The 22491-nt window shown below is 29.2% G+C and carries 17 protein-coding genes; 8 read left to right on the forward strand and 9 right to left on the reverse strand.

Features of this window, described 5'->3' with window-relative positions:
- Positions 1–211 precede the first annotated feature (211 nt).
- The 3 genes from T483_RS0100990 (at position 212) to T483_RS0101000 (ending at position 4581) form a co-directional block, all read left to right on the forward strand.
- Entirely contained in the window at positions 212–1630 is a 1419-nt protein-coding gene (locus tag T483_RS0100990) for an undecaprenyl-phosphate glucose phosphotransferase (protein WP_026885132.1), read from the forward strand.
- Between the two features lie 72 nt (positions 1631–1702).
- Positions 1703–2572: a glycosyltransferase family 2 protein gene (locus T483_RS0100995; RefSeq protein WP_026885133.1), complete on the forward strand. Its 870-nt coding sequence runs from the start codon at positions 1703–1705 to the stop codon at positions 2570–2572.
- Positions 2573–2727: 155 nt separating this feature from the next.
- Complete coding sequence (locus tag T483_RS0101000) at positions 2728–4581, forward strand: O-antigen ligase family protein (protein ID WP_026885134.1); 1854 nt, start codon at positions 2728–2730, stop codon at positions 4579–4581.
- Between the two features lie 71 nt (positions 4582–4652).
- Here the strand turns inward: T483_RS0101000 and T483_RS0101005 are convergent, their stop codons facing one another.
- From T483_RS0101005 to T483_RS0101035, 7 genes are all read right to left on the reverse strand, one after another.
- Positions 4653–6215, reverse strand: coding sequence for an N-acetylmuramoyl-L-alanine amidase family protein (locus T483_RS0101005; RefSeq protein WP_026885135.1), 1563 nt, complete (start codon positions 6213–6215; stop codon positions 4653–4655).
- Between the two features lie 91 nt (positions 6216–6306).
- Entirely contained in the window at positions 6307–7578 is a 1272-nt protein-coding gene (locus T483_RS32405; RefSeq protein ID WP_026885136.1) for an N-acetylmuramoyl-L-alanine amidase family protein, read from the reverse strand.
- A gap of 162 nt (positions 7579–7740) precedes the next feature.
- Positions 7741–9510 (reverse strand): N-acetylmuramoyl-L-alanine amidase family protein, encoded by a 1770-nt coding sequence (locus T483_RS0101015; RefSeq protein WP_026885137.1) that lies wholly within the window; start codon positions 9508–9510, stop codon positions 7741–7743.
- 673 nt (positions 9511–10183) lie between these two features.
- Entirely contained in the window at positions 10184–11617 is a 1434-nt protein-coding gene (locus tag T483_RS28615) for an N-acetylmuramoyl-L-alanine amidase family protein (RefSeq protein ID WP_051560260.1), read from the reverse strand.
- Between the two features lie 148 nt (positions 11618–11765).
- On the reverse strand, positions 11766–12989 hold the full coding sequence (locus tag T483_RS0101025) for an N-acetylmuramoyl-L-alanine amidase family protein (protein WP_026885138.1): 1224 nt from the start codon (positions 12987–12989) through the stop codon (positions 11766–11768).
- A gap of 262 nt (positions 12990–13251) precedes the next feature.
- The gene (locus T483_RS0101030) at positions 13252–14547 is read right to left on the reverse strand and encodes an N-acetylmuramoyl-L-alanine amidase family protein (protein WP_026885139.1); all 1296 of its coding nucleotides are present in this window, start codon (positions 14545–14547) and stop codon (positions 13252–13254) included.
- Between the two features lie 430 nt (positions 14548–14977).
- Positions 14978–16732: a cadherin-like beta sandwich domain-containing protein gene (locus T483_RS0101035; RefSeq protein WP_026885140.1), complete on the reverse strand. Its 1755-nt coding sequence runs from the start codon at positions 16730–16732 to the stop codon at positions 14978–14980.
- Between the two features lie 177 nt (positions 16733–16909).
- Here T483_RS0101035 and T483_RS28620 point away from each other — a divergent pair, with 177 nt between their 5' ends.
- From T483_RS28620 to T483_RS0101060, 5 genes are all read left to right on the forward strand, one after another.
- Positions 16910–17125 (forward strand): hypothetical protein, encoded by a 216-nt coding sequence (locus T483_RS28620; RefSeq protein WP_242841783.1) that lies wholly within the window; start codon positions 16910–16912, stop codon positions 17123–17125.
- Between the two features lie 80 nt (positions 17126–17205).
- A complete protein-coding gene (locus T483_RS0101045) occupies positions 17206–17427 on the forward strand; it encodes a hypothetical protein (RefSeq protein WP_026885141.1) in 222 nt (73 codons plus the stop codon).
- A gap of 98 nt (positions 17428–17525) precedes the next feature.
- Entirely contained in the window at positions 17526–17777 is a 252-nt protein-coding gene (locus T483_RS0101050; RefSeq protein ID WP_026885142.1) for a hypothetical protein, read from the forward strand.
- A 45-nt stretch (positions 17778–17822) separates the two neighbouring features.
- Positions 17823–17966, forward strand: a complete 144-nt coding sequence (locus T483_RS30855) for a hypothetical protein (protein WP_155268442.1) — start codon at positions 17823–17825, stop codon at positions 17964–17966.
- A 327-nt stretch (positions 17967–18293) separates the two neighbouring features.
- On the forward strand, positions 18294–18560 hold the full coding sequence (locus tag T483_RS0101060) for a hypothetical protein (protein WP_026885143.1): 267 nt from the start codon (positions 18294–18296) through the stop codon (positions 18558–18560).
- 484 nt (positions 18561–19044) lie between these two features.
- Here the strand turns inward: T483_RS0101060 and T483_RS0101065 are convergent, their stop codons facing one another.
- Both T483_RS0101065 and T483_RS0101070 read right to left on the reverse strand, forming a co-directional pair.
- A complete protein-coding gene (locus T483_RS0101065) occupies positions 19045–19905 on the reverse strand; it encodes a YitT family protein (RefSeq protein ID WP_012060924.1) in 861 nt (286 codons plus the stop codon).
- Between the two features lie 217 nt (positions 19906–20122).
- Positions 20123–22240 carry a methyl-accepting chemotaxis protein gene (locus T483_RS0101070; RefSeq protein ID WP_026885144.1) on the reverse strand — a complete coding sequence of 706 codons (2118 nt, stop codon included), beginning with the start codon at positions 22238–22240 and terminating at the stop codon, positions 20123–20125.
- Positions 22241–22491: the final 251 nt, after the last annotated feature.

Raw genomic sequence — 22491 nt, forward strand, 5'->3', positions numbered from 1 at the left:
ATATTATAAGGAATAAATAAATAACTACTACTCTAATTATGCATTGGTAGTTAGTCCAATTTATTGAAACCCTTTATTTATTACGAATTTTTATGTAAAATGATATTATAAACGTATTTTTTTATATAACCTTTGTTATTTTAGTAACCATTTAAACATTTATGGTACAATAATGAAACAGTTTAAATTCGAACTATAAAGGATGATATGGATGATAAAAGAAAATCAAAATCTATTAAATAAATTTAATGCTATTTCAGATATTATAATTTTATTTATTTCAATGACATTAGCATATTTAATTCGTTTTTATATTTTTTCCCCAGATACTTATTATATCACTTTAGCCACATACATTAAGTTTTCTATTATAATAATTCCAATAAATCTTATTTTATTTAATTTTTTCAACCTCTATCATTCATTTAGAACAAGATCTTTTGTTAAAGAATGTGGTGCAATAATTAAATCTAATACAATTCTTACTGCTATTCTTTTATCGTTGCTCTTTGTTCTAAAACTAGTACACATTTCAAGGTTAGTAATAATTATTTTTTATTTTGTGAATATTGTATTAATAATGATGAAAAGATTTATTCTAAGAAAAATATTATCGCGAATGAGAACTAAAGGACTCAACTTAAAACATATAATAATTGTTGGTGCTGGTGAGGTCGCAAATGAATACTTAGAAGTTCTAAATAGCAATAAAGGCTTTGGCTATAATTATTCTGGATATATATCGGATACTTCTAATTTTCAAGGTAAAAAGCTTGGAAACTATTCTGATTTATATAATGTTCTAAATGAGTTTAAACCTGATGAAGTTATTTGTGCTCTTGATCTGTCAGATGCAAAGCATTTAGAAAATATAGTTTCAGATTGTGAAAAAAGTGGTACAAAAATTTCGATAATACCCTTTTGCTACAAATACATTCCAAGCCAGCCATATATTGATCAACTCGGAAATATTCCTTTGATTAATATACGAAGGATTCCTTTAGACAATCTGGGTAATGCTTTTATAAAAAGAATTATGGACATACTATGTTCACTTTTTTTAATACTATGTACAAGCCCTATAATGCTTATAACAGCTATAATTATCAAACTTACTTCAAAAGGCCCTATAATATTCAAGCAAAAACGAGTAGGACTAAACAAAAACTTATTCGTTATGTATAAATTTAGATCAATGAACATTAATTCACAAGAGGAGACTGGCTGGAGTACGAATAATGATCCTAGAAAAACTAAGTTTGGTTCTTTTATTCGCAAATTTTCCATAGATGAACTACCACAATTCTTTAACGTATTAAAAGGTGATATGAGTTTAGTTGGTCCTAGGCCTGAGCTCCCACATTTTGTTAAAAACTTTAAAAATGAAATTCCTCTTTACATGGTAAAACATCAAGTAAAGCCCGGGATTACTGGACTAGCTCAGGTAAATGGTTATAGAGGTGATACTTCCATAAAAAAAAGAATTGAATTTGATATTCACTATATAGAGAACTGGAATATCTTAATGGATATCAGTATATTGTTTAAAACCGCCTTCAAGGGGTTTAGAAACAGTGAAAAAATTATGACAAATAATCATAAATCAACAAATAATGAAGTTAACTTATAACAAAACGTCGATTCCTATTGATTCTTATCAATATCTTTTGTACTTAATAAAAATTATCAAGGGAGAAAAAACGTGAAATTATCTATTATCATTGTAAACTACAATACTTATAATCTTACTAAACAAGCAATAGAGTCTATAATTAAAGAACATCACAACTTTAATTATGAAATTATACTTATAGATAATGCTTCTAGCGATGGCAGTATCTATAAATTACAAGATAAATTCAAAAATATTCTAATAACTCAAAAACTTCGCATAATTATAAATAAAGATAACTTAGGCTTTGCAAAAGCAAATAATATAGGAATTAAGCTTGCCAAAGGAAAATACATACTATTATTAAATTCTGACACTGTGCTTAAAGAAAATTGTTTAGAAAAATGTATAGCACAGATAAAAAAAGACAAAAACATTGGTGCGTTAGGTTGTAAAGTAATTTTAGCCAATGGCGAACTAGATCATGCTTGCAAACGTGGTTTCCCCACGCCCAAAGCCTCATTATATTATTTTTTGAAATTACATAAAAAAAATGCATTAAAGTATGGACAATATAATGCATTTCACCTAGATGAGAATGAGATTGGAGAAATTGATTGCCTTACCGGAGCATTTATGCTTATGCCAAAATTTGTTTTCGAGGAAGTTGGTGGCCTTGATGAGGACTTTTTTATGTACGGTGAAGATATAGATTTATGTTATAAAATTAAAGAACGCGGATATAAAATACTCTACTACCCTGAAGCACAAATTATACATTATAAAGGCGCTAGTTCTAAAAAGAAAAGATTTAAGGTTATATATGACTTCCATGAGGCAATGTGGATTTTTTACAAAAAACACTACAAAGATAAGTATGGTTCTTTTGTGACGTCGCTAGTATATTGTGGTATAAAGATGAAATATTTAATAGAAATATTTAAGAATTTATTTAAATAGAAAATACCAAAATCTGCTTAATTCCATTAAATAAGTAAGTCTTGTTTTATAAAGGTTGCCATTTCACTTAATTGCAATGACTTATGTGGAGTGTTATAATTTAAATAATTTGTATTAATAAATTACAAAAATAAATATATTAGGATGTGTGGAAATTGGAGAACATTAAAACCTTTTTTAAGAAAAGAAACATCGATTTTTTCTTTCCCATTGCATTTATACTGACTATAGTACCTTTAATTGTCCGTATGGCAATTACTAATGCAGACGAAAATACTTTGAATATTTTTGGAGAAAAAGCCAAAAGGGAATTTTTCGCTCAAGATAAAGCCTTTCTACTAATGATTTTCTGCATAATATTGGTTGGTATTAGTATTATCTTTTTTAAGCAAGTATTTAAAAAGAAAGATAAAACTGTAAACTCAATTATATTGGCAGGCAGCATATTTCTGATTTTCACTTTGCTTTCTGCAATATTTTCAAATTATAAACAAGTATCTTTTTACGGTATATATGACAGGGCTGAAGGATTTATTACAATTGCTTGTTATTTTATTCTATTTGTGTATTCCATTTATACCTTTAAAACGACAAATGATTACAAATATATAATTACCCCTATTTTTATATTAGTTGGTATCAACTCATTATTAGGTCTTTTTCAATATCTTGGACAAGACTTATTAAAAAGTAAACTAGGTATGACTATTGCTGTTCCTAGTGAATATAGAACTGGCGCTTCCCTAAATTTACTTTATGAAAAAGGTAAATTATACGGGACTTTATTTCATTATGATTATGTTGGCAGTTTTGTTGCTATCGTTTTACCAATATTATTCTGCCTGACTTTGCTTGAAGATGAAGATATTTTCCATAAATTAAATCTTGGATTTTTTTCATTGCTTTCTATATGGTTATTGTTTGGAAGTACTTCTCGTGCTGGAATTATTGGCATTGCAGTTGCAGGTATTTTTGCCTTAATTATATTTTGGAAATTAGTTGTAGAGAAATGGAAGCCTCTTTTAATAGTCTTTTCCTCTATATTAGTTATAGCTATTGTTGGTAATTTCGCTACCAAAGGTGCTCTTTTTGAAAGAGTTCCTAGTTTAATAACAGATGCGTTTAGTGTATTTAAAGATACTAGTGATTTTGATTACAAAGACCACGTGCCTATTAGAGATGTAAAGCACGTAGATAAAGATGTACAAGTTATATTACAAAACGATACTTTAAATATTTCTTATGAGAATAATGATTATGTATTCAAAAATTCAAAAAATGAAATCATTAGCTATGTCAAAGGGAATGTTAATGGAAATAAACTTTATACAACTAATAATGAAAAATTTAAAAATATCTCTTTTAAATATGGAAAATTCTATCCTAATTCAAATAGAGATGATGCTTTACTTTTAAATCTAGATAACCAACCAATGTTTATGTTTAACTTAAAAAGTGATAATAGTATTCATCTAATAAACTTAAATAGTAAAAAAGATATTGATGTGGAGCTCCCTCCAACTGTTGGATTTAAGGGAAAAGAAAAACTTGGCTCTGCTAGAGGTTATATTTGGTCACGATCACTTCCCATGCTTAAAGATAACCTAATACTAGGTAGTGGCCCTGATACATTTGTTTTTAGATTTCCTCAAAATGATTTAATAGGTTTGTACTATACATATGGTTCGCCTAATACGATTATAGATAAACCACACAATCTTTACCTACAAATTGCATTAAGTGATGGAATCATTGCACTATTGGCATTCTTAGCTGTTATGGTTATTTACATTATTGATAGTATGAAGCTTTATGCTTTGAAAAAAGATTTTACCAAATCTCAAAAACTTGGTGCTGCAACATGTTTAGGTGTTATAGGTTATCTATTTGCTGGAGTCTTTAATGATTCTGTTGTAAGTGTAGCTCCAGTATTCTGGATAGTTTTAGGTGTTGGTGTTTCACTTAATTATATGAATAGACAAAAACTTAATAAGAAATTAAATAAATAAGTATTAAGGAGGTATCATTTAGATACCTCCTTAATACTTATAAGAATTTACTGTAATTTTAAGATAATTTTTTATCTTATCCAAGTTCCATCAGTTCCAACCTTATAGTTTCCAACTGTAGTATTTACAGACATTGCTCCTGATTCACCTAAATAATACCACTTACCATCAGCATCTTTGAACCATCCTGTTCTCATTTTTCCTTGACTATCTAAGCAATACCAATTACTTCCTAATTGCTTCCATCCTGTTACCATAGCTCCATTTTGCTCTAAGTAATACCAACTCCCATTATTAAGCAGCCATCCTGTAGCCATATTTCCATCTTGATTAAGAAAATAATACTTCCCATAATTTTTGTCAAGATACCAAGTACCTTTTATTGGCTTTCCTGTAGAATCATAATACTGCCATTTTCCATTTACATTAATCCATTGGTTTACTTTATTTGAAGCTACAGTGTTTTGCACATTCTTACCTGCATCTTTATTATCGGTTTCCGAATTAGTAGCATTACTTTCTGTTAAACTACTCCCTTCACTTGTTCCTCTATAAATTGTCAATGTATATATTCTTTTCTCATAGTCATCATCGTCTTCCTCACAATCCTTGTTAACTTGTACCTCAATTACATTTTTACCTTTAGTTAAAGATACTCTTTTTCTATTTTTAGAATCTGCTGTAGTTCCATTAATCTTAACTATATTTGATCCATTTTCAGGTTCACCTTTTATTATAATATCCTCTGATGTTTCTGGAACATCAACGCTATATGAAGTTATTTTTTTATTAAAATTCGGAGTGTATTTCACATCATTATCATCCAAAACTATATCATCTAAATATATTTCATCCTGTTTATTATCAAATTTAACATTATCCGTATTGTTAGTACTTTGTGATGGATTTTTTCCTCTATATACATTTAAAGTGTATGTCTTAGTATTCTCATCATCTTCATCATCTTCAACATCTATTGATATTGAATTTTGTCCTTTGCTAAGCTTAACTTCTTTTCTAAATTTGTCATCATCATCTACTTTCAAACCGTCGATTCTGACTATATAATTATTATTTTCCGGTTCAGCTTGAACTCTTAATTCCTCTACATCCTCCGGAACGGTAACATCGTAAGAAGTAATATCTTTAGAAAATACCAAATCGCCAAAATCTAAATTTATATTATCTAAAAAAACAGATTCCGAGTCGCTCGACTGCTTCCCCCCCCTATCTATCTTCAAAGTGTACTCTCTTTCTTTTTCTCCATCTTCACTTTCAACTGTTACATCAAAGGTGTTAGTACCTTTCTCTAAGGTAACTGTCTTTTTAAATTTTGTATCACTTTGTTTTTCAGGATTTTTATCCCCATCTATTGTTACCTTATCATCTTTATTATAAGTTGTGACTCTAATTACAACTTCTTTATCTGAGTTAGGTACGTCTGTACTGTAAGTTTTTTTAGAACTATTTAATTCTATAGGATCCCCATCTGTAACATTTATACCTTTTAAATAAATATCACTATCTGCGTATGCCTTAATATTCATTACATTAATGTATTTTCCTGGCTCTAATACAGAAAATGTTCCTATAATAAGAGTTGCTGAAATTAAACATTTTATACCTTTATTCATTTTTATCCTTCCTTCCTTTTATGACTAGAAATCAAGTATCCACCGACATAAAATCTTAACATATAATAATTTTCCTTCATTTTAACGAATATTATTTTTTCCAGACTCCATCATTTCCTAGTTTATATCCATTTATAACAGCATCATGAACCATAGCCCCATTTGATTCATTTAAATAATAATACTTTCCATCTACATCTTTAAACCAACCTGTTCTCATTTTCCCATCATAGTCAAGGTAATACCAATTACCTCCAACTTGTTTCCAACCTGTTTCCATGGCTCCACTGCTATTTAGATAATACCAATTATTATCTAATCGTAACCATCCTACGACCATATATCCGTCTGCATCAAAATAATAATTTGTTTTATAATTATTATCATAATACCATGTATTTCTTATTGGATTTCCAAATCCATCATTATATTTCCATTTACCCGAAACTTGAACCCAGCTATTTGGACTACCAGAACTTCCAGTATTATTGCTAGTATTAACGTTATTACCTATAGCTTTATCAGCATCATCGATTTGTTTTTCAGTATTAGTATCCTTCGTTACTTTATTCGAATCTCCGACTCTATTTATATATACTATATAGGTCCTTTCTTTCTCGCCTTCTTGGGAAAGAGTAATTTCAAACTTATTCTCACCACTAACTAGACTTATATCTTTTTTATATCCGTCATTTTCATCAATTGTTAAATTATTTATCTTAACGGTAGTTGCTCCATCTTCTGGTTCAGCTTTAATTGCTAATGATTTAACATCAGAATCTACATTGACAGTATAATTTGATTTCTCTCTATTAAAACCTATAGGTATATCTCCATAATCTAATTCAATACTTTTTAGATATATATCTCCTTGATCGTCATTATTAATTTCGTTTTCTTCTTCACTTGTATATTTTTTTACAATGACCTTATATTCTTTTTTAAAATTATTCGGATTACTTTCATCATATGTGTCATAAAGTCTTATGTGAAATGTAGTCTTTCCAGTAAGAATTGGTATCTCTTTTCCAGAATCATATACTTTTGAACTTTTGTCCTTAAAAATTTTAACATTTCCATCAAAACCACTTGTATTAAAGCTTACTGTTGATGTATCGGACGAAACCTTAGCATAATAAGTTTTTTCAATATCTCTATTATTATCCAATTCTCGAGTATAATTATCATTTTTATAAAGATTTACATTTCCACCATTGCTATTTTCCATTCCTAAATCAGTTAATTGATAACTCATCCCATATGCTATATTAGCTTGAAACTTTGATAAGGTCAAAGACTCCATCGCAAAGAAAATAGTAATTAATGCAGTTGTAGATACCATACTTTTGATCCATTTATTCATATATTCCCCTCCTTATTCATACATTTTCAATTTTATTATTTAAACCAGTAATTAATACCATAGAAAGTTATTAACTATATAAAAATAGACGAGGCATAGCCTCGTCCAATTTTAAATTGTCAATTTCCAAAACTAGTTGCTAGATAAAATCAAATATAAATATTATCTAACCCAAGCTCCAGATGCTCCTACATAATATCCATCAGGAGTTGTTGTATTAGCTAACATAGCACCTGATGCATTTAAGTAATACCAGTTTCCACCGTCATTTATCCAACCAGTAGCCATAGCTCCTGATCCTGCTAAGTAGTACCAAGTACCACCAACTTGTTGCCATCCTGTAGCCATAACACCGTCAGCTTTTAAGAAGTACCAAGCTCCACCAACGTTAACCCAGTTATTAGCAACCTTAGCACCTGTTGCATCGTAGAAGTTCCAAGTTCCATCTGCTAACTTATCCCAACCAACTTTAGCTGGAGTAACAGGTGTTACTGCTGCTGCATCATCTGCAGCTTGCTTTGTTCCTTCACCAACAGTTGTATAAGCATCTCCGCCATCTTCCCAAGCGATTAAATTCTTTTCATCATATACATCTAAAGAATCGAATGATCTATCTACAGTATATACTGTTTTAAAGTCACCAATTTTAGTTGATTCTAAAATTTCTCCATCTTTAAGTGCCCATACATTTCCTTTAGTATCAACAGTCCAAGCTGAGTTTGAGTTTGTTTCTTCGATCTTTTGATCTTTGTCTCCATCTTTCTTAACTACATGACCGTCAACTTTATCTCCATTAGAAACATTGTTCTTCTTAAGCTTTTCACTAGTCTTTAAGCTCATCTTGATAGTTTTAACTTTATCACTGTCTCTGAATGTGCTATAAAGGCATCCTTCTACAACATAAGTATAATAATCTTTTGCAGTACCATTGTAGTTATAAGAATCCATGATTGCATTATAAGCATCCTTTACATCCCCATCACCTAGAGTATCTGCTATTTGATAAGATTCAGTAGTTTTTGGTAAATATGCGTCTTTTTCTTTAGATCCACTTTGTTCCTTAGAAATCTTTTGAACGTAGTATAATTCTTGAGGATTAGTTTCTGTTCCACCTGATACGCTATCAACTAATTGAGCTCCATCAACATGAACCTTAACTAATCTATAGATGTACTTACTATCTTGTGCTAAAGTTTTAAGGTAAGTTATGCTTGTTACCTTTACATCATGTGCTCCTTTAGCTTTATCTTCAGATGAAGCTACATCTTGATCTCCAAGTTCTTCTAACTTAATCATCTTATATCCATTGTATACATAGATATTAAGATCTTTAGAACAATCTATATAAGTTCCTGAATTATTTGTATAACCAGAATAACTTATATTAGCTGCTCCATCAGTAGTAGTTGTTGATATAGCTCCACCTGTGCTTGCAGAATATGCATACCATACATCTTCAAATTCATCAACACCAGTGCTGCTTGAAATAGGTTGAAGTGTACCAACTTTTACGTTGTCGTTATTATATCTGTCTGTTTTCTTTAATTTATTTTCTAATTTAGTTTGTGCTGTTTCTTTTAAATCACTTGGAGTATCATCGTCTGAAATCTTTCCAGTTGATAAATCTACAACATACTTATTATTTCCATCTTGTGCTGCAACGTATTTATCATCATATTTACCGTATTCAGTATCTATTTCTGATGCATCGTCTAACTTCTTGTCCTTATCTCCAGCATTGTAATATAATCCGCTATCATCATCGTCAGTTCTGTATCCTTGGTAAAGATACTTTCCATCACTGAATGCTACTGCCTTTTCAATTGTACCATCTTTAGTTCCTAATTTTGTTGCAGCCATTGCTGGTACTATTGCCATAACAGAAGTAGCTGCTACTAATAAAGCTGTAATTTTGTTTGCTCTTTTAAACATAATTTTTATTTCCCTCCTAAATTTTCGAATTCAGATAAATTATAGCATTATTGTACAACCATGTAAAGTTGATAATGCTTATAATGTATATTTTTGTATAAAAATCATTCTTAACAATTACTGTTATATGTAATTTATACTAAAATTACATTAGTTATTACATTCTACCACACTAAATACTACTTGTACATAAAATGCCACTATTTTTTTAAATTTCATTATCTACCTGTCATTTCCTATATTGTCATTAAATAATACAACCAGGATTTCTTTTTTGGGTACCTTTTTAATAACTTATAATTATTTTCTTCAAATAATTTATAAAAATTTTGCCTCACATATTATATAGTAAGATAATTACTATATACTTTGGTGCCATTTTAGGTATTTTACAAAATATATATTTTATATTAATATACTTCCTAAAGTCCCTTAAATATCCTTAAACACATTATACTATACAACACTCAAAATATATTTAGGTACTTTTTTACTTTTTAAAATTAAAATTTCATATAATTTTTTATACTCCCTATTATATATATATATTCTTGCTATATATTCCTTACAAAAAAATTAATTTAACACTAGCGCCAAGAATTCTAGATTTCCTTATAAATATAATTAAAAAAGTTATTCAAAATAGAATTCCATTTTGAATAACTTCTTCATTTTATTTTATCCAAGCCCCATCGTTTCCAAGTTTATATCCACCAATTTGTGTATTCTTAACCATAGCACCATTATCTTGAAGATAATAGTATTTTCCATTCACATCTTTAATCCAACCAGCTTGCATTATCCCTTCTGAGTTAAGATAATACCAATTTCCACTGGTATTTATCCATCCCCTTTGCATACCTCCATTGCTATCTAAATAATACCACTTTCCGCTATTAAATAACCATCCAGTTGCCATCGTCCCATCTGCCTGCAAGTAATAACTTTTGCCTGTATTTTTATCATAAAACCATGTATTTTTTAGAGAATTTCCAGCAGAATCATTATATTTCCACCCATTATTATCAAATACCCATTGATTATACTTAGCATTTATACTGGTTGTATCTTTTTCTACTTTCCCCACATTAATATTTAATGTATAAATTCTCTGTTTATTATTGGGTTCATCCTGAATTTTTATTATGACTTTATTACTTCCTTGTTTTAGATCTACCGTATCTTTATAATTATCAACATCTTCTGTAATTTTATCATTGATTTTGACCTTATATTCGCTTTTAGCTGGTTCCGCAGTTATATCTACTTGAGAAGTATCTTCATCGAGATTTATATTGTATGTTCTCTTATTTTCGTCAACATCAATCCTCTTATCATCTACTTTTATATAATTTAGGTAAATATCATCTTGTGTGTCTTTATTATCTAACGAATCTTCCCTATTTATATTTAATATATATGTTCTTTGTTTGTCATGCTTGCTATCCTTTACTTTTATTATTATAGGATTTTTACCTTTATTTAAATCTACCGTTTGCTTATAATCGTTTCCCTTATTTGCTATTCCTCCATCAATTATGACTTCATACATATCTGAGTCCGGAAAAGCTCCTATGGTTATTTTACCTATAGATTCGCTTACATTAATATCATAGTTTGTAGTATCCTTTGAAAAATTAATGGTACCATTACTTAAACTTATATTACCCAAATAAATATCATCCTGGTCAGCTTCACCTCTTATAATATTTAATGTATATATTTTGTAATCATCATCGTTACTTACTTTCACTCTCACTGTATTATTACCTTTTTCTAAACTTATTACTTTTTTATAGACATTATTTTCACTTTTATCTACAAAATCATCATTAATGGAGATTGCTACATCTTCACTTTTAGGCTTTAGAGTAATTTTTATTTCATCTGTATCCTTGTCTACTTTTACATCATAATAAAAAGTATCTTGATCAAAATCAATATCACTTTTATTTAGAGATATATTTTTCAAATAAACACTTTCAGTTTCTGATGCATATACCTTTGATCCCATTGCTAAACCACTAAATATATTAAAGCCATATAATCCATTTATACAAATTGTAGTTAATGCAATGGAAACTATTTGTCCAATTCTCTTATTCATTTCAATTATCCCACCCCATCCATTTTATTCTTTATATAATTAATTTTAGCATATTCTATGAATCCTACAATCAGAATATTGTACTAAAAATAATATAATCTATTTAAAGAAAAAGAACGCCCTTTAAATGAGCGTTCTTATAATTGCATTAACGAATCCATGCACCATCATTTCCTAGTTTATATTGACCAATTGAAGTATTGGAAGCCATAGTTCCATCAGCAGATAAGTAATAATACTTACCACCATCCATTATCCAGCCTGTTTGCATACCTCCATCTGAACCTAAATAGTACCACTTACCACCATAGCTTAACCAACCAGTAGCCATGCTTCCATCAGCTTGTAGAAAATAGTTTTTACCATAATTTCTATCGTAGAACCAACTATTCTTTACTGCAGTTCCTGTTGAATCATTATATTGCCATTTCCCATTAACTTGTATCCATTGATTAGGTTTTAAAGTTGATACAGCATCCGCAGTACTTGGTGAAGAATCTGTTGTTGTATTTTTAGTACCTGTATTAGTAGAAGAAGTACCACCTCTAGTTATGTTTAAAGTATAAACTCTTTCTTCATTATCATCATTTTCAATTTTCACTTCAATTTTATTTGTTCCTTTATCTAAAGATACGTCCTTTTTGAACTTATCATCATCTTCATTTACTTCATCACCATTAATTTCAACAGTGTAATCTGTATCATCTGGCACTGCCTTAATTGTCACTTGATCTACATCACTAGCAACATTATAACTATATGTTGTTTTTGATTTTGATAATGAAATACTATCTCCTTCTATACTTAATCTATCTAGATAGATATCATCATAGCTTTTCGAATCATCGCTATCACTGCCATTATTGCTATCACTTCCAGTATATTTTACCTTAATTGTATATTGGTTTTCATAATCATCACTATACCTCACATCTGAATCAGGTTTATCCTTGTATACTCTTACTATAAGAGTTGTTGATCCTGAAGATACATCAATGTCGTCACTTATACTCTTTCCTTTAGTAGAGCTAGAAGTTCCTTTAAACACTTTAACATACTTTGACTTAGGTCCATCTATATCTATATTAATAGTCTTCGATGATGTTTTTGCGTAATATTTTTCACCCGCAGATACATCGTTGCTATCCACTTTATCACTGTTCTTATAGCTCTCATCACTATAAAGCTTTATGCTACTTCCACTTGATGTTTTTAATTCTAAGCTAGATAAAGTTGTATCATCATTCTCATCATCATCTGTTGATGCATATGCCTTAGTAGTTAGTAAACTTATCTTAGTAATTGGTGATATAGCAGAAACAGTACCAATTGCTAACACTAAAGCAATTATTCTTTTTAAATTTTTATTCATAAATTTATTCCTCCATTTTTTTATCCTTCATCGTCTTTAATATATTAATTTTACCACTTTAGTAATGTTTGTCCATATTAATATTATTAAATTTTCTAATTCTCATCCATTTTATATGTTGATATAACTTATATTAATAAATTATATATATGTTCTAATAATAAACTCGCATTTAAAACTCTAGCAATCTAAGTTTTCAATTAAAATTAGATTGTATAAATTTAATTGCAACATATATTACTTATTTTTAATATTTAAATCTCTAAGTTCTAGCAATTACAGTGTCTTTAATCATCTTTCCAGCCGAATCTAAATAGTACCATTTTCCATCAGAATCCTCTATCCATCCGGTTTTCATAGCTCCACTGCCATCAAGATAATACCAATTTCCAGAAGCATCTTCTAACCATCCCATTTGCATTACTCCACTTTTACTTAAATAATACCAGTTCTTATCTAGGCATATCCATCCAGTTTGCATTTCTCCGCTTTCACCTAAGTAGTACCAGTTATTATTATCATTTAACCATCCAGTGGCTAGATACCCATCACCTTTTAAATAATAATTTTTGCCTGTATTCTTGTCAAACCACCATCTGCTTTTTACAGGTTGTCCAGTTCCATCTATATATTGCCACTTTCCATTAACTCTTTGCCATGAATTAAATTTTCCTACATTGTTAGAGGTTTCAAAAGTTTGATTTTCGGAAATTGCATTTGATTGTGTTGCAGATGTAGTTGATGCCCCTGAATTTCCCCTATATACATTTAGTGTATAAGTCTTTTTCTCATCATCACTTTCAACTTCTATATTTATTGTGTTATTCCCTTTATCTAATTTTATTGTTTGTTCATAATCCTTATCCTTATCAACTGAATAATCATTAATCGAAACTGAATAATCGTCATCTTCCGGAGTTGCCCTAACAAGTATTTCTTCAACATTATCATTAACATTTATGCTATAAGAAGTTGTATCTTTCGAAAAATTAATACTTCCATTACTTAAATAAATACTTTCTAAATATGCATGTTCTGCAAATGCTTCTTCATCAGAAACGATTGTTGGTTTTTTTAAATGAAGGATATAAGTCTTTTCACAGTCAGTTACATCATCATTACTATAAGCTTCTTCATAAGCAGTTTCACTTTTATATGTTCTTAAATAAATATCTTCATATGTCGAATCTACATCAATGTATTCTCCGACATCTTCACCTTTTTCATTCTTACTTCCTGATGTAAATTGCTTAACTACATATCCATCTCCCTGTACACTTGCAGATATTTGAAGTCCATCTGCTCCTGTTAGCTCAACGTAATAATCTTTCTTTCCTGTTAATGAACTATCATCGCTACTGTAAGTATCACCAAACTTTATCTCACTTCCAGTGCTCCTTGTTAGGGTCAATGAATTTAACTCTCCATTACTTGCCTCTTTATATGTTGCTGCATAAGCTCTAATACTTCCTGATAATAAATTATTTTCTGGTAAAAATCCTGAAATTGCTCCAATTACAAGAGTTGCAGCAATTAGACATTTAATTTTTCTATGCACACTCTTCCCTCCTCACATTTTTTCTGATTGTATAATATTTATTATTTTATCAACTTTCTATTAAACTTGTTTCAAATATTAAATACAAGTTAATCATACTTATATAATACCACAATACTAATTAGTTATAAATATATAACTAGTGTACTATATAAATCTAATCATACCACATAATTCTAAAATTTCTGTTATCTAATTATTAATATTTTCTAAACTCTTTTAGGTAAATATAGGAAAAGTGACTCGCACATCTTTTAAGTATGATGACAAGTCACTTTTTTAAAATTATACTTTATTGAAATAATTAACTTTATAAGACCTAAATATATCTTATAAATAAACCTTTATTCATAAACTTTTATTTTAAATTTCCTTAATTTATATTTTAAATCTAAATAGATTTATCATTAAAACGTAATAGATTAGCGTGCTATATTATTAAAGCTCCATTACTGCTAAATTTATATTCCTTCCCATTGATTGTCTTTGTTCCTATAGCCATAGTTCCATCATCAGTCAAATAATATTTCGAGTTATAATCTATCAACCACCCTCTCTGCATTGTTCCATTTGCATTAAAGAAGTACCATTTTCCATCATATGATAACCAGCCTGTTCTCATAGAACCATCTGAATTTAAGTAATACCAGTTTTCAGCATCTTTATCATTATTATTTGACTTGGCTGTATCACTACCTTGTACAGTTGAAGTTTCTTTATACCACCCTGTAAACATTGCTCCATCTGAACCTAACAAGTACCATTTGTCATTAACTTTCTGCCAGCCTGTAAGCATTGCACCCTTTTCATTAAGATAATACCATTTGCTATTATCTTTAAACCATCCGTTTACTCTAAGACCATTTTTATCTAAGTAACAATACACCTTTTGATCTTTATCAAAAAACCATGAATTTTTTAACACATTTCCATTTTCATCATAATACTTCCATCCATCTGATGTTTGGACCCATTGTGATTTTGGATTTGTTGTAGTATTATTTGATGATCCTGAATTAGAATTTTTTGTATCATCATTATTATCATTATCCTTAGACTTACCTCTTTGTACTGTTAGTGTATATGTTCTCTTTTTATCCTTCACCTCATCTTTAACTACTACTTTAATAGTATTTTCACCTTTATCTAATGAAATCTTCTTTTTATAATCATCATTAGACTTTACTTCATCTCCATTGATAGTTACTAGATAATCTTCATCTTCTGGAGGTGCTTCTACCGTTATCTTATCTACAGATTCATCAAGATCAACATCATAATTTGAATCATCCTTCGAGAAATCTATATCTCCTTCACTTAAAGTAAGATCGTCTAAATATACACCATCCTGGTTGCTTGAAGAACTGCCTCTTGTTATGTTTAAAGTATAAGTTCTTTGATTGTCTTTATCGTCTGTAATTTTTACTTTAATTTCATTCTTTCCATTATCTAGTGATACAGTCTTTTTATAATTATCTCTAGAATCCGCTAAATCTCCATCTATTCTAACTCTGTCACTTTCATCTTCTGGTTTTGCTGTAATCTTTATTTCATCCACAGAAGAATCAACCTTAATATCATAAGATGTTCTTTGCTTTAGGAATGTTATATCTCCTTTGCTAAGCTGAATATTATCTATATATATAGGATCTTGCTTTCCATCTTCATTAGAGCTTGCCTTAGTTTTTCTTATATTTATCTTATATTCCTCTTTACAAATTGTAACATCTTTCTTTTTATCTTTAGCATCTCTAAAATCCGCTAATGATTCATAAGTTCTTACATAAATAGTTGTATCACCTTTCCCAAGTGAAATTTCATCTCCAGGCTTATATGCTGTTGCATCAGCCTTATCAGAAGTGAATATTCTAACTATATAATCACTTCCCTTTACCTCTGAATCAATTTTAATTCCATCACTATCATCTGTAAGTTTTGCATAATATTCTTTATCATCACTTAGTTTTACTGTATCTCCATTATAACCATCACGTAAATCCAAAGTATCCCCACTTGATGTTTTTATCTTTAATGTTTTCAACTCTCCTGTACTTGGAGAATATGAAGAAGCATAGGCTGTTGTAGTTAAAATATTAAAAGGTTTATTTGATGTTATAGCTGAAAATGTTGAAAATGCACTAATAGTTAATGTAAGTGCAATAATACGTCTAATATTTTTATTCATAAAATTCCCCCTAATTCCATTATAAAATAATTCTACCATGATTATCATATAAAATCCAAATTTTCAATGAATTAATCCGACTCTTTTTTCAGATAATAAGATATAACTAAGTTTTATTTACTTTAGTTATCGCATATTTTTAGACATTAGATACTATAAATAAATTTCAAATTTAATATGTTAGGAGTGATTTTTATGAGCAAAGAAAAAACACCATATAATCCTACCCCAGGAGATTATGATGTTGAGAGGTTATCTGGTACAAGGCCTGAATCTTCTAACAGGCAAGAAGGACGAGATGATATTGCACCAACTAGAAGTTTAAATCCCCTTTCAACTGACGGTCCTAATAAAAACATAATAAGTCCAACGTCTTCTAAACCCATCCAGTAACAGGCCCTGTTGCTATGGATCATGAAGATGCCTTTGAAAATAAAAATCATAATATTTTGAGAAGTTAGGAGTGATTATTAATGAGCAAAGAAAAAATGTCATCAAACGAAAATGAAAAGTATTATTCTGGAGAGGAATTAACTGATTCACATCCATCAAACCCAGATGATTCTGAACTTAAAAAAATAAAAAGTATGTATCTTCCAGATTCAAAAGCTGATCATGCTCCAAGTGAAAAAAGCATTGAAGATGCTAATGGATTGGAGCATCCTGAACCTGTCAAACCAAAATCACTAATATAAATAGATGAATATAACTCTATTTATAACAAGTCAAAATCTGTTCTAAATCTATATTTATATTGTAAATAGTATTAAACAAAAGATAGGAGTGATTTTTTATGAGTCAATCAAAAATTCCATTTAGTATAAATCCTGGAGATGATTATCCAATGGAAAAGTATAGTGAAGAAAACTCACCAAAATCAAAGGCCTCTGATTCTGAAAATGTAGGAAAGACTACTGATTCACATGAAAGAAATGCTAAGAGTTTAAATAATGCAAACATATCTAGAACTAATCTAGATACAGAGCTTATTGATTTAAATGCTGATGGCGACGCTGATGAATCTAAATATAGTGATTTAATATAAAAAGCTTAAGAAAAATAATTTAATAGTATTAGGAGTGATTTTTTTATGAGTAAAGGAAAATATCCATATGTTCCAACTCCAGAAGATGTTCCCGCTCCAGATCTAAGCGATATTTATTCACCAGAAGCTAAAAATTCTAGTAATAAAAATTATAACAAAAACACTGATTCCAATAACAAGGATTCTTAAGCTTGAGCAAATATATATATACATATCAACATGAATTTAAATGTAAAACTTATTCAACAAATATTTATAACTATAGTAGTTAATGAAAATAAAACTCTTAAATGATAACTTATATGTTTCAATAATAAATTTACATTTAAAATTCTAGTTTAAAACATGCTAAAGCCTAAGAAACCTAATTACAATCTATATATAAGCTCCAAATAACATAATTCATTCTTTATAAAATTATTTAGGATATGTAACTGAATAGTTCAAGATACGCTTTGATGAATTAAATTTCTTAGAACATATATAATAAAAGCAATTAAGTTAGGAGTGATTTTTATGAGTAAAGAAAAAGAAATATCTCATACTTCTGATGTGAGAGATGATAATAAAAAAGCCTTTACTAATTCTTACTTGCCAAAAATGAGAACTAATTATCATCCAAGCAGGGATGATGTTGAAAGTGCAACTGGTGTGGATTTTCCTATAAATATGCCTAATCCCGCAGTTGACCCTATTGTTGTAAATAATATAGCTAATCAAGAATTTGATTACACACAAGATATGCTTTCTCCTGATAACTATGAAATAGATGGAGATGATTAATAAAAAATTTATTATATTTTTGAATAAATTTCCCGCTGTTGGTAAGAATAATATTCGTACCCCATAATACTCAGGCACTAAAGTTTATCATTTTAATTTAGTGCTTATTTCCAAAAAGTCCACCATAAACTAATTTTTATGGTGGACTTTCATTTTATTAATTTTATATACATATGCTACGATAACAAACTTGCATTAAATCCTCTAGTAAGCCAAGTACTCAATTAAGACTATAATAACAGAAACTTAATTGAAATATATATTCTAAAAAATTAATTGATAAGTAAAACTTTATTCAGGTGCGGTTCAATTTCAACCTGAATTTTAGTTAAATTTATAATCTCAAAGGTCACAATGTGTTTTTATATCGATACATTGCCTATGATCATGTCACTTTTATATTCCTCTTTAAGAATAAAGCATTTTAAAGTGGTTATATATTATATAAAAGCTTATTTTAAATTTTTATGTAATTCGAACTATTTTAAATAGTCAAGAAGCCCTTACCTCTAACTTCAGATATATCAATTATTGTTATAAACGCTCCTGGGTCTATCTGATGTACAATGCTTTTTAATTCAACCATTTGGTGTGAACTCACAATGCAGTAAAGCATTTTCTTTTTATCATGAGTGTATTCACCTTCCGCAAACAAAGATGTAACTCCACGGTTAAGATCTTTTATTACATAATCAATAATTTCTTTTTCTTTTCTTGTTAGAATAAGAAGAAGTTTTTTACTACTAAATCCCTTTAATACTCTGTCAAGAACTGTACTTTGGATAAACAAAGAAATAAGAGTATACAATGCTTGTGGAATACCAAATATTAATGCTCCTATGATAACTATTATCAAGTTTAGAGAAAACCCCAAACTTCCTATATTAAAATTCGAATATTTTTTTCTAATAAGCATGGTTATAATATCTGTTCCTCCCGTGGAACCATGTCTTAAAAATACCATTCCATAACCAATACCACACAAAACCCCACCATATATACAAAAGATAAGTAAATCACCATTCATATCAATTAGGCGTGAAAGTGGTTTTGTTATAAGCAGAGAAGCTGAAAGACTAAGCATCCCTATTGTTGTATAAATCGTAAATGATCTGTCGAGTTTTTTATAACTCAATACAAGTAGTGGTAAATTAATTATTAAGATTACTACTCCAGATGGAACTTTAAGAGTGTACTCTAAAATCAGTGCAATACCAGTTGCACCACCACTTAAAAGTTTTGCATGTACTAAAAATAGATTCACCCCTAAGGATGCAATCATGCAGCCTAAAAATATGAAAAACACATCAACTATATTATGCTTCAACTTATAATATAAACTCATTTGTATACTCCTTGCAAAATGGTTATTTGGGTTTCATTTCATTTTTCAGATATTATTCTATATTCAATCTTTAGTATTTTCAACAGATTTTTTACAGTTTCTACAAAAAGTTTTTACTATTTATCAAGTAATTATTAATAATTTATGTGATATCGCAAATAAATATCAATATTACTATCATAATAGTAACATGATATCTATTTACATTGAGAATTTATTAAATTTTGAACTTATCAACTTCCATTTCTAAACGCTCAGCTTTTTCTTTCAGTTTTTCCACTTCTTGTGATACTTCTAAAATAGCTTCCGTTTGAGTTTGAATTGATGCTGTTACTTCTTCTGAACATGCCGCTGTTTCTTCTGATATTGCTGCTATATTATTTATCGAATTAACTACTTGTTCATTTTTGTCATGCATTTCTTCAACAAAGCTTCCCATATAGTCTATAGCAGTTGTTATTGTGTCAGTCGCCTGCGTAATATTATTAAAGGCTTCATTCACTTCATTTACTGAAACGAATTGATCCATAGATACTTCTTTTACTTTCTTCATATCACTTACGCTGCTTAATATATCTTGCTTTATATTCAAAATTATCTCTGCTATATTTTTAGTTGACACTGCTGAATTTTGTGATAATTTTTGAATCTCTGTTGCAACTACTGCAAAACCTTTTCCTGCTTCTCCCGCTCTTGCTGCTTCTATAGATGCATTTAGCGCGAGTAACTGAGTCTGCTCTGCAATGCCCTTTAAAACTCCAAGTATATTTTCTATATTCTTAGATTTATCACTTAAGCTTTCTATATTTCCTTGAGTTTTTTCTACAATCGAAATTGTTGTTTGTGCTTTTTCTTTTAAATCCTGAACCTTATTAATTCCATTTGCAATTGCTTTAGATGAATTAATCGATTCATTAATCATTAGATCAGTCTTTTCCTCCAGCTGATTGAATTCCCCTCTCATTTCTTCTCCGAGTCTTGCACTCTCTTCTGCTCCGCTAGCCTGATTAGATGCTCCTTGGGCTATTTCTTGTGATGTAATATTTATATCTCTTGCCACATTAGTTGTTTCTTGAGATTTTTCAGCTAAAATTGCAGAACTCTCTTTCATATCATGAGTCAAATCTTTTGTTTTGATTAATAAAGCTGAAACCTTACCCATCATTTCATTAAAGCTTTCACCTAGTAATTTAATTTCATTTTTTGCTCTAGTAGAAGATTTTACTGTAAAGTCGCCAGTTGATGCTACTGACAGTAAATTTGATATTTCTATTATAGGCATTGAAATTCTTTTTGATACATACATAATCACTGCAGCTGCTAAAAGTAATATTATTAATCCTGCAATTAATGAAATTTTTGTTATTTTATTTATAATCGCTTTTGCACTAGATTCCTTTTGAACTGTTATAACTGACCAATTAAGTGAATTCCCATCTAATTTTATGTTCGTATAAGATGCATAGTAATTTTCACCATTTTCTTTATATTTAATACTTCCATCGTTTCCAGCCATTAGCTGAGCTATAATTTCTTTCAATCCATCCGATACTTCTAACGGCTCTTCCTTAGGATTCCCCTCTTTAACTCCAGTAGTTCTAGTTTGATTTTTATAATTATATAATTCTTCAATTACTTCAGTATTGGGATGTGCAACAACAACACCCTCTCCATCTATTATGAAAGAATATCTTCCTGATGCTTCATCTGAATATTCACTTACTACTTCCTGCAATTTTTCTAAATTAATATCCGAGCCCATTACTCCAACAAACTTATTATCTTCAACCAAAGGAACAAATATTGAAGTTACTGGATTCTTAGAAGAAACTGAATAATATGACTTTGATACAAATGCTGATAAAGAACTTTTCGCTTGCGCAAACCACCATCTGTCTGATCTATCAGCAAGATCCCCTGATGATCTCCCAGTCTGCATTCCTTTTTCATCCTGCATATATAGTAATTCAAAATATGTATTTCTGTCTTTAGTTTCTTTAAGTACTTTTTCCTTTGTATCTTTACTTCCTTCTCTTACTTCTGAATTATATGCCAGATCTTCTGTCACTTTATATGCCGTATCCATAAAAGAAGAAACATTTTTTGATATAAGCTTAGATAACATTTCGTTCTTACTATTTATTTCATTATCATAATATCTTGATAAAATAGTGCTTACACATAAAATAATTCCAATAGTCAGTACAACGGATATTGATAACATTGTAATTAAGAGTTCGCTTTTTATGCTCTTTATTTTCATAGACCGACTTTTATCTTTATTATTCATTTGCTTGTCCATTGTCTTTTCATATTGTTTTTTAATCAATCCCATTTATTTTCTCCCCTTATTAATATTTCTTATAAAATAAGTAGTAGCTTTAGAATTATTTTTAACACTATAAAAATTATGTTTATTACAATAAATATACTTATTCTTTTACAAGTTATTCTTATTTTTCATGTATTATTGATAAATTATAACATATTACTAGCTATTATCAACATTTATAATGCTTTTTATATAATAAACTACGTATTTAATAAAATTTTAAAGAAAACTTAGCCTTTGACTTAATTTTATGA

The sequence above is a fragment of the Clostridium beijerinckii HUN142 genome (genome assembly GCF_000621745.1).
Taxonomy (GTDB): Bacteria; Bacillota; Clostridia; order Clostridiales; family Clostridiaceae; genus Clostridium; species Clostridium beijerinckii_A.